Annotated in this window: 16 protein-coding genes; 8 read left to right on the top strand and 8 right to left on the bottom strand. The window is 71.5% G+C overall.

Going from position 1 to position 15,451, the window contains the following annotated elements:
* Positions 1 to 27: 27 nt before the first annotated feature.
* Entirely contained in the window at positions 28 to 783 is a 756-nt protein-coding gene (locus WQO_RS08420; RefSeq protein ID WP_010057836.1) for an endonuclease/exonuclease/phosphatase family protein, read from the top strand.
* Positions 784 to 819: 36 nt separating this feature from the next.
* Here the strand turns inward: WQO_RS08420 and WQO_RS08415 are convergent, their stop codons facing one another.
* Together WQO_RS08415 and WQO_RS08410 are read right to left on the bottom strand one after the other, a co-directional pair.
* A complete protein-coding gene (locus tag WQO_RS08415; RefSeq protein WP_010057838.1) occupies positions 820 to 1,515 on the bottom strand; it encodes a hypothetical protein in 696 nt (231 codons plus the stop codon).
* Positions 1,508 to 2,287 (bottom strand): alpha/beta hydrolase, encoded by a 780-nt coding sequence (locus tag WQO_RS08410; protein ID WP_010057839.1) that lies wholly within the window; start codon positions 2,285 to 2,287, stop codon positions 1,508 to 1,510. The genes WQO_RS08415 and WQO_RS08410 overlap by 8 nt, the downstream gene beginning before the upstream one ends.
* A gap of 220 nt (positions 2,288 to 2,507) precedes the next feature.
* Here WQO_RS08410 and WQO_RS08405 point away from each other — a divergent pair, with 220 nt between their 5' ends.
* From WQO_RS08405 to WQO_RS08390, 4 genes are all read left to right on the top strand, one after another.
* Complete coding sequence (locus WQO_RS08405) at positions 2,508 to 3,278, top strand: lysophospholipid acyltransferase family protein (protein WP_010057840.1); 771 nt, start codon at positions 2,508 to 2,510, stop codon at positions 3,276 to 3,278.
* A 31-nt stretch (positions 3,279 to 3,309) separates the two neighbouring features.
* Positions 3,310 to 4,563, top strand: coding sequence for a MacS family sensor histidine kinase (gene macS / locus WQO_RS08400; RefSeq protein WP_010057841.1), 1,254 nt, complete (start codon positions 3,310 to 3,312; stop codon positions 4,561 to 4,563).
* Complete coding sequence (locus WQO_RS08395) at positions 4,560 to 5,264, top strand: response regulator (RefSeq protein WP_010057842.1); 705 nt, start codon at positions 4,560 to 4,562, stop codon at positions 5,262 to 5,264. The genes macS and WQO_RS08395 overlap by 4 nt, the downstream gene beginning before the upstream one ends.
* Positions 5,265 to 5,348: 84 nt before the next feature.
* Positions 5,349 to 6,344, top strand: coding sequence for a 2-hydroxyacid dehydrogenase (locus WQO_RS08390; RefSeq protein WP_010057843.1), 996 nt, complete (start codon positions 5,349 to 5,351; stop codon positions 6,342 to 6,344).
* 10 nt (positions 6,345 to 6,354) lie between these two features.
* Here WQO_RS08390 and WQO_RS08385 read toward each other — a convergent pair whose 3' ends face one another.
* Together WQO_RS08385 and WQO_RS37375 are read right to left on the bottom strand one after the other, a co-directional pair.
* A complete protein-coding gene (locus WQO_RS08385; protein ID WP_010057845.1) occupies positions 6,355 to 8,304 on the bottom strand; it encodes a phenazine-specific anthranilate synthase component I in 1,950 nt (649 codons plus the stop codon).
* 136 nt (positions 8,305 to 8,440) lie between these two features.
* Complete coding sequence (locus WQO_RS37375) at positions 8,441 to 8,509, bottom strand: trp operon leader peptide (protein WP_106969533.1); 69 nt, start codon at positions 8,507 to 8,509, stop codon at positions 8,441 to 8,443.
* 102 nt (positions 8,510 to 8,611) lie between these two features.
* On the opposite strand from WQO_RS37375, the gene WQO_RS08380 reads away from it, so the two are divergent.
* Positions 8,612 to 9,958: a class II 3-deoxy-7-phosphoheptulonate synthase gene (locus WQO_RS08380; protein WP_029182028.1), complete on the top strand. Its 1,347-nt coding sequence runs from the start codon at positions 8,612 to 8,614 to the stop codon at positions 9,956 to 9,958.
* A 168-nt stretch (positions 9,959 to 10,126) separates the two neighbouring features.
* On the top strand, positions 10,127 to 10,369 hold the full coding sequence (locus WQO_RS08375) for a (2Fe-2S)-binding protein (RefSeq protein ID WP_010057850.1): 243 nt from the start codon (positions 10,127 to 10,129) through the stop codon (positions 10,367 to 10,369).
* Positions 10,370 to 10,384: 15 nt separating this feature from the next.
* Here the strand turns inward: WQO_RS08375 and bfr are convergent, their stop codons facing one another.
* A complete protein-coding gene (bfr, locus tag WQO_RS08370) occupies positions 10,385 to 10,864 on the bottom strand; it encodes a bacterioferritin (protein ID WP_003969666.1) in 480 nt (159 codons plus the stop codon).
* A gap of 158 nt (positions 10,865 to 11,022) precedes the next feature.
* Here bfr and WQO_RS08365 point away from each other — a divergent pair, with 158 nt between their 5' ends.
* Positions 11,023 to 11,655 carry a sulfite oxidase-like oxidoreductase gene (locus WQO_RS08365; protein ID WP_010057853.1) on the top strand — a complete coding sequence of 211 codons (633 nt, stop codon included), beginning with the start codon at positions 11,023 to 11,025 and terminating at the stop codon, positions 11,653 to 11,655.
* Between the two features lie 4 nt (positions 11,656 to 11,659).
* Here WQO_RS08365 and WQO_RS08360 read toward each other — a convergent pair whose 3' ends face one another.
* The 3 genes from WQO_RS08360 to WQO_RS08350 form a co-directional block, all read right to left on the bottom strand.
* Positions 11,660 to 12,526 (bottom strand): deoxyribonuclease IV, encoded by an 867-nt coding sequence (locus WQO_RS08360; RefSeq protein ID WP_010057854.1) that lies wholly within the window; start codon positions 12,524 to 12,526, stop codon positions 11,660 to 11,662.
* A gap of 5 nt (positions 12,527 to 12,531) precedes the next feature.
* Positions 12,532 to 14,466 (bottom strand): Stk1 family PASTA domain-containing Ser/Thr kinase, encoded by a 1,935-nt coding sequence (gene pknB / locus WQO_RS08355; RefSeq protein ID WP_010057855.1) that lies wholly within the window; start codon positions 14,464 to 14,466, stop codon positions 12,532 to 12,534.
* A gap of 190 nt (positions 14,467 to 14,656) precedes the next feature.
* A complete protein-coding gene (locus tag WQO_RS08350; protein ID WP_010057856.1) occupies positions 14,657 to 15,451 on the bottom strand; it encodes a thiazole synthase in 795 nt (264 codons plus the stop codon).

Raw genomic sequence — 15,451 nt, 5'->3', positions numbered from 1 at the left:
GCGGGCGTCCGCCGTATCGTGGCCCGCATGGTCCTGACGCCCCTGCCCGACTCCCGTACCGAGCCGGACGGTTCAGCCGTCATCAGAGTGCTGAGCTACAACGTCCGTTCCCTGCACGACGACACCGCGGCCCTGGCCCGCGTCATCCGCGCCTGCGCACCCGATCTGGTTCTCGTCCAGGAGGCCCCGCGCTTCTTCCGCTGGCGCAAGGCGGCGGCCCGGCTCGCGAAGAGCAGCGACCTGGTGGTGCTGAGCGGCGGGGCCACCGCCGCCGGACCCCTGCTGCTGTGCTCGCTGCGGGCGAGGGTCGAGCGCACCGAGGACGTCCTGCTGCCCCTCACCCCCGGCCTGCACCGCCGGGGCTTCGCCACCGCCGTCGTGCGGATCGCCGGGGCCCGGCTCGGGGTGCTGAGCTGCCATCTGAGCCTCCAGCACGACGAACGCCTCGCCCAGGCGGACCGGCTGCTGGAGCAGCTGGCCTCGATGGGCGTGGAGCACGCCGTGGCAGGTGGCGACCTCAACGACGTACCGACGGGGAAGCCGTTCCGGCACTTGGCCGGGGAGCTCCAGGACTGCCGGGCCGTCGCCCCGTGGGGCGACGAGCTGACGTTCCCGCCCGACGAGCCCCGTAAGCGCATCGACGCCGTCTTCGCGACCCCGGGCATCGAGGTGCTCGGCTGCGGGGTGCCGGCCGGGCTCCCCGGGGTCAGTGACACAGACCTGAGGGCGGCCACGGACCATCTGCCGGTCCTGGCCGCCCTCAGAGTGCCTGCCGCGAAGTGAGCTGCGGGGTGTCCGGCCCTGATCCGCCGGACACCCCTACACGACCGCGCCGCGCCCCGGGTCGCCGTAGGTGTCGTCATCGTCGTCGTGCGGCATCCGGGCCACCAGCGTGGCGAAGCCGCCGAGGAAACCGCCGATGCAGAGCGTGGTGAGCCACCACGTCATCTCCCACTGGAACAGCACCGCGATCAGCATCAGCACCGGACCGCCGATCACCGCGAGCCAGGCGAACTTCGCCGTGACGTCGGCCTCCGGCAGCGGCGGCGGCTCCGGGGGCACGAAGTGGCCCTCGTCCTCGTCGTCCGGTTCGTCGATGCCGGCGTCCTTGGACGCGGGCAGTTCGTAGTCGCGGGGGCCCGCGACGCCGGGCGCGAAGACCACCGAGCTGCCCAGCGCCTTCTTCTCCGGCGGCTTCGGGGGGCTCTTGTCGGGCCCCTTGTCCGCCGGGTCCCCGGCCGAGCCGTCGCCGGACCCCGTCACATTGCGCTGGTCGTCCTCCAGCAGGGCCAGGTCCTCGATGGACTTGAACGGCTTGGCGCCCGGCGGGTCCGGCGGCTCCTCCCCGTACCCCGCGACGATCGCGGCCCACGCCGCGTCCTCGTCGATCGCCCGCTCCTGCTCCGCTCCGCCGTCCCCCGCCGGCTTCGTCCCCTCCGGGACGGCCGCCGGCTCCGTGGCGCGCGGTTCGCGCTCCTCGTCGCTGCCTGTGCGTTCCGCGTCGTGCTCAGCCACCGGACGTGCTCCCCTTCATCCCGACGTTCGGTGCGAGACGGCCGATGAACCGGTAGCTCTCATCGAAGATCCGCTCCGCATCATGGTCCAACGTCGCCACGTGGTAGCTCTGTTCCAGCAGGATCTCGGAAACATCCGTGGAGGAGATCCGGCTGAGGATCCGCGCGCTGTCGGCGGGCGGCACGACATGGTCCTGCGGGCTGTGCAGGAGCACCACCGGCTGGGTCACCTGGGGCAGCTCCCCGTCGACCAGCCGGAAGAACTTCCGCACCGAGTGGGCCGCGTGCAGCGGAACCCGGTCGTAGCCCACCTCGTGCGAGCCCGGCAGCGCGATGTCGTCGGCCAGACCCTTCGTCGTCCGCACCAGATGGCGGGCGACCGGCAGCGCGTACGCCGAGAGGCCGTGCACCTTGTTGGCCGGGTTGACCAGCACCAGACCGCTGATCGCGTCCCCGTGCTTGGCCGCGAGCCGCAGGGACAGCGCGCCGCCCATGGAGAGCCCGAAGACGAAGACCTGCTCGCACCTCTCGGTGAGGACCCGCAGCTCCCGGTCCACCTCCGCGTACCAGTCCTGCCAGCCGGTGGCCGCCATGTCCTCCCAGCGGGTGCCGTGGCCCGGCAGCAGCGGCAGCGAGACCGTCAGTCCGCGCTCGGCGAGATAGTCGGCCCAGGGGCGCAGCGACTGCGGGGATCCGGTGAAGCCATGGCAGAGGAGGACGCCGACCTCTCCGCCCTCGTGGCGGAACGGCTCGGCTCCAGGGAGGACCGGCACCAGGGTCTCCTGTTCGTGGGACGGGGCGGGGGAGGGCGCACCTGGGGGAGTGCTTGACGGATGACTTCACCGTACGCGACCGGACCGACACCGACCAGGTCCTTCACGCCCCCGTGAAGCGCCCCCGGAGCCCGGCCGGGAAGGCGGGCCCCCTGCCGGGCGGAGGCCGCGACGGCGGCACAGGCTAATCTCTAGCGACAGCACACAGGAGGAACCAGAGTTGATCTACGGCGCCATGAAGTTCTCCATCGGCGGGTCCCTGAAGCTCGCCTTCCGGCCGTGGGTGGAGGGCCTGGAGAACATCCCCGAGCGCGGTCCGGCGATCCTCGCCAGCAACCACCTCTCGTTCTCCGACTCGTTCTTCCTCCCGGCCGTGCTGGACCGCAAGGTCACGTTCATCGCCAAGGCCGAGTACTTCACCTCGCCCGGTGTGAAGGGCAAGCTCACCGCCGCCTTCTTCAAGGGCGTCGGCCAGCTCCCCGTCGACCGCTCCGGAGCCCGCGGCGCCGGTGAGGCGGCGATCAAGGCGGGCATACAGGTCGTCGAGAGCGGCGGCCTCTTCGGCATCTACCCCGAAGGCACCCGCTCGCCCGACGGCCGCCTCTACCGCGGCAAGCCCGGTGGCCTCGCCCGGGTGGCCCTGGCCACCGGCGCCCCCGTCATCCCGGTCGCCATGATCGACACCGAGAAGATCCAGCCGCCCGGCCAGGTGATGCCCAAGCTCATGCGCCCCGGCATCCGGATCGGCAAGCCGCTGGACTTCAGCCGCTACCAGGGCATGGACGGCGACCGCTTCATCCTGCGCTCGGTGACCGACGAGGTCATGTACGAGATCATGAAGCTCTCCGGCCAGGAGTACGTGGACGTCTACGCCACCGCCGCCAAGCGCCAGCTCGCCGACGAGGCGAAGGCCAAGGCCGAGGAGGCCAAGCGGCAGCGGAAGCAGGCCGCCGCGGGAAACGAGAACGGAACGGAACGGTCCGGCGCGTAATCGCGTCGTTGACCGTCCGGGGGGTGGGGCCATGACCAGGCGTGAGCGGGTCGTACGGATGTCGGTCGAGCTGCCACTGTGGCGTGCGCTGACGGGCTACCGCGTCCTGACGATGATCTACGCGGTGCTGCTCGCGATCTTCGGCAAGGACAACCTCGGCCGGGAGCGGTTCGAGCGGCCCTGGGTCGCCGTCGCCTATCTGGCGTTCCTCTGCGTCTGGACGCTCGCCACCCTGCCCAAGGTCCGCTCGGCCGCGAACTGCACCAAACGCTTCCTCGGCGCCGACCTCGTCGTCGCGCTGACCGGCATCCTGCTCACCCCGCTCGCCGACGTCGACTCCCAGTCCTTCGACGGGCCGACGCTGCCGTCGATCTGGACGGCCGGCGCGGTCCTCGCCTTCGCCATCAAGGGCGGCTGGCGGTGGGCGGCCTTCGCCTCCACGTTCGTCGCCGCCGCCAACATCATCCAGCGCGGCGAGCCCAGCCGGGACACCTACCACAACGTCCTGCTGGTCTGGGTCGCCTCCATCGCCATCGGGTACGTCGTCGAGGTCGCCCGCGCCAGTGAGCGCACCCTCGCCCGCGCCCTGGAGATCGAGGCCGCCACCCGCGAACGCGAACGGCTCGCCCGCGACATCCACGACAGCGTGCTCCAGGTCCTCGCCATGGTCCAGCGCCGCGGGACGGCCATCGGCGGCGAGGCGGCCGACCTGGGACGGATGGCCGGGGAGCAGGAGGTCGCCCTGCGCACCCTGGTCTCCAGCGGCCTGGTGCCCCCCACCCGGGTCTCCGAGGACGCCGCCGAGGGCGCCGTGGTCCGCACGGTCGAGGTCGACGAGGAGGAGGGCCCCGGCGACGGGGGCGCCGTGGACCTGCGCGCCCTGCTCGCCCCGCACGCCGGATCCCGTACGAGCTTCGCCGAGCCGGGCGCGCCGGTCCTGCTCCCCGCCGCCTCCGCCCGGGAGCTGGCCGCCGCCGTCAGCGCCGCCCTGGACAACGTCCGGGTGCACGCGGGCCCGGATGCCCAGGCGTGGATCCTGGTCGAGGACGAGCCGGACGAGGTGATCGTCACCGTCCGGGACGACGGCCCTGGCATCCCCGAAGGGCGGCTCGCCCAGGCGGAAGGGGAAGGGCGGCTCGGGGTGGCGCTCTCCATCCGCGGCCGGCTGCGCGACCTGGGCGGCACGGCAGAGCTGATCTCGGTGCCCGGACAGGGCTGCGAGGTCGAGTTGAAGGTTCCCAAAGCACCGAAGGTTTCCCGGGGGAAGGCAGGATCGGCCCGATGAGCACGAACACACCACAGGACGAGCAGGGGGCGGCGGCGGACCGCCCCATCAGGGTCATGGTCGTCGACGACCACCCCATGTGGCGCGACGCGGTCGCCCGCGACCTGACCGAGTCCGGCTTCGACGTCGTCGCGACCGCCGGGGACGGCGCGCAGGCGGTGCGCCGGGCCAAGGCGGTGAGCCCGGACGTCCTCGTCCTCGACCTGAACCTCCCCGGCATGCCGGGCGTCCAGGTCTGCAAGGAGCTCGTCGGCTCCCACCCCGGCCTGCGGGTCCTGGTCCTCTCCGCGAGCGGCGAGCACGCCGACGTCCTGGAGGCGGTGAAGTCCGGAGCCACCGGCTATCTGCTGAAGTCCGCCTCCACCCAGGAGCTGACCGACGCCGTCCGCTCCACCGCGGCCGGCGACCCGGTCTTCACCCCGGGCCTGGCGGGCCTGGTCCTCGGCGAGTACCGCCGGCTCGCCTCCGACCCCGCACCCGTGGCGTCGGACGAGCCCAAGGCCCCGCAGCTCACCGACCGGGAGACCGAGGTGCTGCGGCTGGTCGCCAAGGGACTCTCGTACAAGCAGATCGCCGAACGCCTGGTGATCTCCCACCGCACGGTCCAGAACCATGTGCAGAACACCCTCGGCAAGCTCCAGCTGCACAACCGGGTGGAGCTCGTGCGGTACGCCATCGAGCGCGGCCTCGACGACGTCTGACCCGGCGGGGGCGGGGCCGTGGCCGTATATTCGCGCTGACCGGCCCTGCCCTGTTCCGACCCCAGACACAGCTCGGGAGAACCCGTGGAAATCCTGGCCTTCGGTGTGCAGTCCGACGAGAAGCCCCTCATCGAGAAGGCCTTCGAGGGGCTGCACGAGGTCCGCTGCCTGGACGTCTTCCTCAACCGGGACACCGCCCCCATCGCGGCCGGCCACGAGATCATCTCCACGAGTGTCAACGCCGACCTCAGCGCCCCGGTGCTCCAGACGCTCGCCGCGGGCGGCACGCAGATGATCGCCCAGCGCTCCACCGGCTTCAACAACATCGACCTGGAGGTCGCCGAGCGCCTGGCCCTGCGCGTCGCCCGGGTCTCGTACTACTCGCCGTACTCGGTCGCCGAGTTCGCCTGGACGCTGGCCATGGCGGTCAACCGGCGCATCATCCGGGCCGCGAGCCGTACCCGGGACTTCGACTTCCGCCTCGACGGGCTGCTCGGCCGGGACATGCGCGGCCGCACCGTCGGCGTGCTCGGCACCGGCAAGATCGGCGAGGCGTTCACCCGGATCGCCCACGGCTTCGGCATGAAACTGCTCGGCTGGGACGTCGTCGAGAACCCGGCCTGCGTCGAGCTGGGCATGGAGTACGTGGCGAAGGAGCGGCTGTTCGCCGAGGCCGACCTGATCAGCCTGCACGTGCCGCTGCTGCCCAGCACCCAGCACATCATCGACGAGGCCGCCCTCAAGGCGATGCAGGACGATGCGATCCTCGTCAACTCCAGCCGCGGCGGCCTCATCGACACCGCCGCCCTGGTCACCGAACTCCGCGCGGGCCGCTTCCTCGGCGTCGGACTCGACGTGTACGAGGCGGAGGCCGGGCTGTTCTTCCTCGACAAGTCCCTGGAGGGCATCGACGACGACACCCTCGCCCGGCTGGTGACCTTCCCCAACGTCATCGTCACCTCCCACCAGGCGTACTACACCGAGGACGCGGTGGGCCAGATCATCGACGCGACCGTACAGAACGTCACCGACTACCTGGCCCGCCGCACCGGCGAGAACGTCCTCGTGCCGAGGACGTGAGACCGGCCGCTCAGCCCGCCACGGGCAGCCCCGCCAGCAGCTCCGTCACGATCGCCGAGCCCCGCACGGTCAGCACCGACTCCGGGTGGAACTGCACCGAGGCGAAGCCCGGCCCCCGCAGCGCGTGCAGCTCCCCGCTCTCCTCGTCCCGGCTCACCTCGATCCCGTGCGCGGCCAGCTCGGCGGCGGCCGGGCCGTCGCAGCGAGCGGTGAAGCTGTTGTAGAAGCCGACCGTCTCCGGCCGCCCGAACAGCTCGATCCTGGTCTGCGCCCCCTGGTACGGCACCGCCTTGCGGACGATCTCAAGCCCCAGCTCCGCCGCGATCAGCTCGTGCCCGAGGCACACCCCCAGCAGCCCGTGCCGGTGGTCCCGCACCAGCTCGGCGGCGACCTCCCGCAGCAGCCGCATCTTGGGGTCGCCGAGGTCGCCCGGATTCCCCGGGCCGGGGCCCAGCACCACGGGCCCCTCGTGCGCCCGGACCACCTCGCGCAGCCCCGGCTCGTCGTACCGGCGCACCGAGACGTCGAGCCCGGATGCCCGCAGCAGATGGGCCAGCATCGCGGTGAACGTGTCCTCGCCGTCCACCACCAGGGCGTGGCCGGACAGGTCCCGGACGCGCTCCTGCATCCGCAGCCAGAACGGGGCGAGCCCCCCGCGCCGGTCGTCCAGCGCCGCCTGCACCCGGGGGTCGGAGGCGAGACGCGGACGGTCCGCCTCCGCCGCCGGGCGGCCCGGCCGCACCCCGAGGGCGGCCAGCACCCCGGCCGCCTTGGCGTGCGTCTCGGCCACCTCGCTCTCCGGGTCCGAGTGGCGTACGAGCGTGGCCCCGACCGGCACCTTCAGCGAACCGTCGGGAGCGATGTCGGCGGTACGGATCAGGATCGGCGAGTCCAGCGTCTGCGCCCCGTTCGTGTCCCGGCCCAGCAGCGCCAGCGCCCCCGCGTAGTAGCCGCGGCCCCCGGACTCGTACCGCTCGATCACCCGGCACGCGTTCTGCACCGGGGAGCCGGTCACGGTCGCCGCGAACATCGTCTCGCGCAGCACGTCCCGGACGTCCAGCGAGGACTTCCCGCGCAGCTCGTACTCGGTGTGCGCGAGGTGGGCCATCTCTTTGAGCCGGGGGCCGACCACCACCCCGCCCATGTCGCCCACCGTGCACATCATCTTCAGCTCCTCGTCGACCACCATGGACAGCTCCTCGCTCTCCTTGCGGTCCCCGAGGAACGCCAGCAGGCTCTCCGCGGTGGGCCCCCCGTCCGGGTAGCGGTACGTCCCGCTGATCGGGTTCATCACGACCGTCCCGCCCGACATCCGCACATGCACCTCCGGGCTGGCGCCCACCAGCGTCCGCCCACCCGTCGCCCGCCGCCGCCCCGAGACGGAGGCCCCTTCGGGCCCGCTGCCACCTGTGTGCACCACGAACGTCCAGTACGCGCCCCGCTCGCCCGCCAGCAGCCGCCGGAACAGCGCCAGCGCGTCCGCCCGCCCGAACCCGGGGATCTCGCCCCGGAACGTCCGCCGGATCACGAAGTTGGCGCCCTCGCCCTGCCCGATCTCGTCCCGGATCACCCGCCGCACGATGTCCGCGTACTCCTCGTCCGGCACGTCGAAACCGCCGTCCGCCACGGTCACCTCGTGCGCGGGCAGCGCCGCCAGCACCTCCGCGAGCTCCAGCTCGTACGACTCGTCGGCGACCAGCACGCTCAGCGGGGTGCCGTCGTCGCGGACGTCGAAGCCGCGCTCGGCGATCTGCCGGAACGGCACCAGGGCCAGCGCGGGCGACGCGCCCACCGGCAGATCGGCCAGCCGGTCCGCCTCCCGCACCCCGCCGATCAGCAGTTCGACGTGATCGTGGTCACGGCCGGGCGTACGGCGGCGCAGCAGCGCGAACGGCGGGGCGTCCTCGGCGAGCAGCCGGCGGATGAGGGCGGAGGCGGATCTGGACGGGGTCTGGGACATGGGGAGCAGGTTCCTTCCGGACGGTCCGCACGGGTATCCGCAGGGGATCCGCACGGGTTCACAGGGAGAGGAACGGCTCCTGAACACAGAAAAGGCCGCCCCTCGGGCGGCCTTCGCGAAGTGTCAGCGCGATGAATCAGCGGGCCGCCGGATGAGCGGTCCACCACCAGTTCTGGATCGAGATCTGGATCTTCTGCGTCGACATGCCCCGACCTTAGCGGACGATCCGGGCACCTGAGCGGGTGTCTCACCCATTGAGCGCTCGAATGGACGCCCACCGGGACCCCGTAATGTTGTGCACGTGACCGTGAACGCCAATACCTCCGTCGCCGGTGGCAACACCTGGCGAGACCTTCCCGCGGCGCAGCAGCCCGAGTACCCCGACTCCGAGGCGCTGCGCGATGTACTCGCGGACCTCGCGTCGTATCCGCCGCTCGTCTTCGCGGGCGAGTGCGACCAGCTGCGCGCCCGTCTGGGAGCCGTCGCCAAGGGCGAGGCGTTCCTGCTGCAGGGCGGCGACTGTGCCGAGGCCTTCGACGCCGTGTCCGCCGAGCACATCCGGGCCAAGCTGAAGACGCTGCTCCAGATGAGCGCCGTCCTGACCTACGCCGCCTCCGTGCCGGTCGTCAAGGTCGGCCGGATCGCGGGCCAGTACTCCAAGCCGCGCTCCAAGGGGACCGAGACCCGCGACGGCGTGACCCTGCCGACCTACCGCGGCGACTCGGTGAACGGCTTCGCCTTCACCGAGGAGGCCCGGGTCCCGGACCCGCAGCGGCTGAAGCAGATGTACCACGCGTCCTCCTCCACGCTGAACCTGGTGCGCGCCTTCACCACCGGCGGTTACGCCGACCTGCGCCAGGTCCACGCCTGGAACCAGGACTTCGTGAAGTCGTCCCCCGCAGGCCAGCGCTACGAGGCCCTGGCCCGCGAGATCGACAACGCGCTCAACTTCATGAAGGCGTGCGGCACCGACCCGGCCGAGTTCAAGGCGGTCGAGTTCTACGCCTCGCACGAGGCGCTGCTGCTGGACTACGAGACGGCGCTGACCCGCACCGACTCGCGCACCGGCCAGCTGTACGACACCTCCGGCCACATGGTCTGGATCGGTGAGCGCACCCGCCAGATGGACGGCGCGCACATCGAGTTCGCCTCGAAGGTCCGCAACCCCATCGGCATCAAGCTCGGCCCGACGACCACCGTCGACGAGGCGCTCGGCTACGTCGACCGCCTCGACCCCGAGCGCGAGCCCGGCCGGCTGACCTTCATCGTCCGTATGGGCGCCGACAAGGTCCGCGACAAGCTCCCCGAGCTGGTCGAGAAGGTCACCGCCTCCGGTGCGACCGTCGCCTGGGTGACCGACCCGATGCACGGCAACACCTTCGAGGCCGCGTCCGGCCACAAGACGCGCCGCTTCGACGACGTCCTGGACGAGGTCAAGGGCTTCTTCGAGGTCCACAAGGGCCTCGGCACCCACCCGGGCGGCATCCACGTGGAGCTGACCGGCGACGACGTCACCGAGTGCGTGGGCGGCGGCCACGAGATCTTCGTGGACGACCTGCACCAGCGCTACGAGACGGCCTGCGACCCCCGGCTCAACCGCAGCCAGTCGCTCGACCTGGCCTTCCTCGTCGCCGAGATGTACCGCGACCAGTAGAAGTCCTCGCCGGACGCACCTGTGGGGCACGGATCCATGTGATCCGTGCCCCACAGTCGTACCCAGGACTTTCGCGCCACCCGGGGGGCGGGTAAGGTTAGGTTAGGTTAGCCTCACCGATGAAGACGGGGACGGCACCAGCGACCGACCCGCAGGGAGGTGAACCGCATGTACGTCTGCTCCTGCTTCGGCGTCACCGAGGCACAGGTCAAGAAGCATGCGGACGCCGGTGCCTGCACACCCCGGCAGATCGCGTCGGCCTGCAAGGCCGGCACGGACTGCGGCGGCTGTGTGCGCCGCATCCAGGCTCTGCTGGGCCGCGGTGACTGCCCGCGCCGCGAGCTGCTCGACCAGCGGCCGGAACCCGTGGCCGCCTCCGTCGCCAGCCCGGTTCTCTCCGACGCCGCCTGAGCGGCCGCCCGGCGGTCAGCTCTCCGGCTGCTCGATCAGCTGCGCGATGTAGAGCGGCTCACCGAGCTTCTCCACCAGCTCCAGCTGGGTGTCGAGATAGTCGATGTGGTGCTCCTCGTCCTCCAGGATCGACTCGAAGATGTTCGCGGAGGTGATGTCTCCCTTGCCGCGCATCACCTCGATACCACGCTTGAGGCGGTCGATCGCCTCCACCTCGACCTGGCGGTCCGCCTGGAACATCTCGGTCACCGTCTGACCCACCCGGACATGGAACAGCCGCTGGTAGTTCGGCAGTCCGTCCAGGAACAGGATCCGGTCGGTGAGGATCTCGGCGTGCTTCATCTCGTCGAAGGACTCGGCCCGGGTGTACTTGGCGAGCTTGGTCCACCCGAAGTTCTCCTGCATCTTCGCGTGCAGGAAGTACTGGTTGATCGCAGTCAATTCGGCGGTCAGCTGCTCATTGAGAAACTCAAGGACCTCGGGGTCGCCCTGCATGGCAAAGGTTCCTTCCAACCGGTGATCGATCTGGCAAGTAGGCCAGATCCTCGCACCGTGCCCAGCGGCCGTCCAGTAAGTGCACGCTTAGTACGAGTTGCCCCCATGGCGGTCCTCCCTGGTCATGACCACCCCTGCCTGTCTGTCACCATGGAGACATGGGTCAGCCGGAAAACCGGGAGAATCGCGGAGCAGAGCAGTCGGAGCTTCCACCAGGACAGCGACTGCAGCGCGGATGGCCGGTCACCCACTACGGGCCCGTTCCCAAGTTCAAGCCCGACCGCTGGGAGTTCCGGGTCTTCGGAGCCACCGCCGACGGCGACAAGCACTGCTGGAACCACCAGGACTTCTCGGCGCTGCCGTTCTCCTCGGTCGTCGCCGATCTGCACTGCGTGACGAAGTTCAGCATGATCGGCGCCGAATGGGGCGGGGTCCCCGCCCGCGCGATCCTCGACCTGGCACCGCCGGCCCCCGACGCCACCCATGTGATGGTCTGGGCCGAGTACGGCTTCTCCTCGAATCTGCGCCTGGCCGACTTCGCCTCCGAGCGCACCCTCTTCGCCACCCACAAGGACGGCGAACTCCTCACCGCCGAGCACGGCTTCCCGCTCCGCCTCGTCGTCCCGCACCTGTACGCCTGGAAGGGCCCGAAATGGGTCCGGGGCATCGAGTACATGACGGCGGACCGGCGCGGATTCTGGGAGGAGCGGGGCTACCACAACATCGGCGACCCCTGGTCCGAGCAGCGCTACTCCTACCAGGAGGAGCCGGGCGACGGCCCGGAGCTGTAGCGCGCTAGCGGGTGCCGCGCAGCTCCTTCAGCCGGGCCACGTCCGCCGCGTGCCCCTCCTTGCCGCCGGGCGTCTCGATGATCAGCGGTACGCCCTCGGTCGCCGGATGGGCGAACAGCTCGGCGAACGGCTCCGCCCCGATGTGCCCTGCGCCGATGTTCTCGTGCCGGTCCTTGTGGGCGCCCACGACGTCCTTGGAGTCGTTGGCGTGGATCAGCTTCAGCCGCCCCTCGCCGACCGTCCCCACCAGGAGGTCCAGCGTCTGCCGCATCCCCGTGGGACCGGTCAGGTCGTGCCCGGCGGCGTAGATGTGGCAGGTGTCCAGGCAGATGCCGAGCTTCGGGTGGGAGTCCAGCGCCTCGAAGTACGGGCCGAAGTCCCAGGTCCGGGAACAGAGCGAGAAGCCCTGGCCGGCCGTCGACTCCAGCAGCAGATCCGGATCGTCGTCATGGGTCAGCTCGTCCAGCAGCGGCCGCATGTGCTCCCGCACCTGGGCCAGCGCCTCGGCGCGCGGCCGCCCGCCGGTCGCCGAACCGGTGTGCACCACCACGCCCAGCGCGCCGATCTCCCGGGCCCGCCGCAGTGAGTGGCGCAGGGACTCCACGGACTTCTCCACCGTCGCCTCGGTGTGCGAGCCGAAGTTGATCAGATACGGGGCGTGGACGTACGCCGGGATCGAGGCCGCCGCGCACTCGGCGCGGAACAGCTCGTCCTGCGCCGGGTTCCCGACGGGTGTCGCCCAGCCGCGCGGGTTCGCCACGAAGACCTGCACGGTCTCCGCCGCCAGCTCGCGCGCGTACTCCAGGCCGACCTTGGCGAGGCCGCCCGCCACCGGGACATGCCCGCCCACCGGGTTGCGCAGAGAGTCCATCGGTTCTAGAGCCCCTTGGTCTTGATGGTGATCGTGGAGCCTTCGGGGGCCTGCTCGCCGCCGTCCACGGACTGGCTCGCGATCGTGTCGCTGAACGAGAGGAACGGCCGGTCCACCTTGACCTCGAAGCCCGCCTCCTCCAGAGTGCTCCGGGCCTCGTCGACGTCCCGGCCGGTGACGTCGGGGACATCCAGCATCCGGGGGCCTTTGGAAACGGTCAGCTGGATCGTGTCGCCCTCGGCGGCCTCGGCGCCCTCCTTGGGGGACTGCTCGGCGACGGCTCCCTCGTCCTCGGGGGAGTGGACCCGGCCGGGCAGCACCTCGGCCTTCAGCCCCTCGGCCTCCAGCTCGGCGGTGGCTTCCTCGGCGGAGAGCCCGGTGACGTCCGGGACGTCGACCGGGGCGCCCTTGCTGACGACGAGCGCCACGGCCGTGTCCGGGTTGCGGTCCGTACCGGCGCGGGGATCCGTGCGGATCACCTCGCCCCGGGCCACGTCCTCGCTGAACTCCCTGGTCACCATCCCCGGGACCAGGCCCACCTTCTTCAGGGAGCGCCGGGCGTCCCCGAGGGAGCTGCCCACCACATCGGGCACCCGCACGATCTCCGGGCCCCGCGAGACGACGAGCCGCACCGAGCCGTTGCCCCGGATCCGGTCGCCGGAGGCGGGCTCGCTGCTGACGACCTCGCCCCGCTCGACCGTGTCGCTGAAGACCCGGTCCACGCCCTTCAGCCCGAGCCCGGCGTCCGCGATCCGCTCCTCGGCGGTCTGCTGGGTCTGCCCGAGCACCGAGGGGACCTGGGTGAACTGGCCGGAGTTGATGTACCAGACGCCCGTGCCGATCCCCAGGGTCAGCAGGACGGCGGCGAGCGTGATGATCAGCTTGCGGTGCGGCCCGCCGAACGGACCGCGCCGGCCGGCCCGGCGCCGGGCCGGAGCGGCGGGCCCCGCGGGCGGCATCGCCAGGCGGCTGGTGCGGTGCACGCCGTCCCCGTCACCGTCCTCCGGAAGGGCCCGGGGGATCACGCTCGTACGGTCGTCCGCGCCGTCATGGGAGTCCGCCAGCGCCTGCGGCGGTACGGCGTCCAGCTCGGCGTCGGTCAGCCCGGCGCGGGCCTCACGGGTCTCGGCCAGCAGCAGCACCGCGTCGTGCGGGCGCACCTCGGGGTTGCGGGCGGTCGCGCTCGCCACCAGGGAGTCCAGGGCGACCGGGAGCCCGGGCACGACGGCGGACGGGGCCGGGACGTCGGAGTTGAGGTGCTGGTAGATGACCTGGGCGGCGTTCTCGCCGGTGTGCGGCTTGGCGCCGGTGAGCATCTCGTACAGCACGACCCCGCAGGCGTACACATCGCTGCGGGTGTCGGCGGTGCCGTGCTCGATCTGCTCGGGGGCCAGATACGAGACCGTGCCCAGCAGCGAGCCGGTGGTGTCGGTGGCCGTGCCGACCGCCCTGACCAGGCCGAAGTCGGCGACCTTCACCCGGCCGTCGTCCCCTATCAGGACGTTCTCCGGCTTCATGTCGCGGTGCACGAACCCGGCCCGGTGCGCGGCGCCGAGCGCGGCGAGGACCGGCTCCAGGATGTCCAGCGCGGCCCGGGGCTGGAGCGCCCCGCGCTCGCGCAGCACGTCGCGCAGGGTGCAGCCCGCCACGTACTCCATCGCGAGATAGACGTACGCGCCCTGAGCGCCCTGGTCGAAGACCGCGACGACATTGGGGTGCGCCAGGCGGGCCACCGACTTGGCCTCCCGGATGAAGCGCTCGACGAACGAGACGTCGGTGGCGAGCGCCGGGTGCATCACCTTGAGGGCGAGCACCCGGTCCAGGCGGGTGTCCACGGCCCGGTAGACCGTGGCCATCCCGCCGACGGCGATGCGCGCCTCAATGCGATACCGGCCGTCGAGCAGTTGCCCGACGAGAGGGTCCTGGAGGGTCGTGTCCACCCCGAGAGTCTACGAGCCGCCACGGACACCCCGGACGGGCCGGGGCATTCCCGGGGCCGTTCTGCAGCCGATCCGTGACAGGGCACGTTCTGCGGCCGCGGTGCAGTTCAAACCCCTCCGCTGGCCCGTTCAAGCCCCTCCGGTGATTGAGGAGCGGAGGTTCGGGGCAGCGCCCCCGACGATCACCGGCTCAGAACGCGGGCCGCTCCGGATCCAGCGCCGCCCGCCCCGCCACCGGCGACGACGCCTCGGCGAAGTGGCGGCGGGGAATCCGGCCGGCACGGCGGGCCAGTCGGCCCGCCTCCACCGCGTGACGCATCGCACCCGCCATCAGCTCCGGCTCCCGGGCCCGGGTCACCGCCGAGGCGAGCATCACAGCCGCGCACCCCAGCTCCATCGCCTGCGCCGCGTCCGATGCGGTCCCGGCCCCCGCGTCGAGGATCACCGGCACCCCGGCCCGCTCCACGATCAGCTCGAAGTTGTGCGGGTTGCGGATGCCGAGCCCGGAGCCGATGGGGGAGCCCAGCGGCATGATCGCCGCGCACCCCACGTCCTCCAGCTTCCGGGCGAGCACCGGGTCGTCGTTGGTGTAGGGCAGGACCACGAACCCGTCGTCGACCAGGATCTCCGCCGCGTCCAGCAGCTCGACCGGGTCGGGCAGCAGGGTCCGCTCGTCGGCCACCACCTCCAGCTTCACCCAGTCCGTACCGAGCGCCTCCCGGGCCAGCCGGGCGGTCAGCACCGCCTCACCCGCGGTGAAGCAGCCCGCGGTGTTCGGCAGGACCTGGATGGAGAGCCGCTCCAGCACGGAGAGCACCGACCCCTGCACGGTCGGGTCGAGACGGCGCATCGCGACCGTGGTCAGCTCGGTGCCCGAAGCGATCAGCGAGCGCTCCAGCACCTCCAGGCTCGGGGCCCCGCCGGTGCCCATGATCAGCCGGGATCCGAAGGTGGCGGGTCCCAGTGTGAAGACGTCGTCCGACAT

Source organism: Streptomyces globisporus C-1027 (assembly GCF_000261345.2).
Classification (GTDB): domain Bacteria; phylum Actinomycetota; class Actinomycetes; order Streptomycetales; family Streptomycetaceae; genus Streptomyces; species Streptomyces pakalii.
The sequence above is the reverse complement of the archived record's forward strand: the minus strand, read 5'-3'. Positions and strand labels throughout refer to the sequence as shown.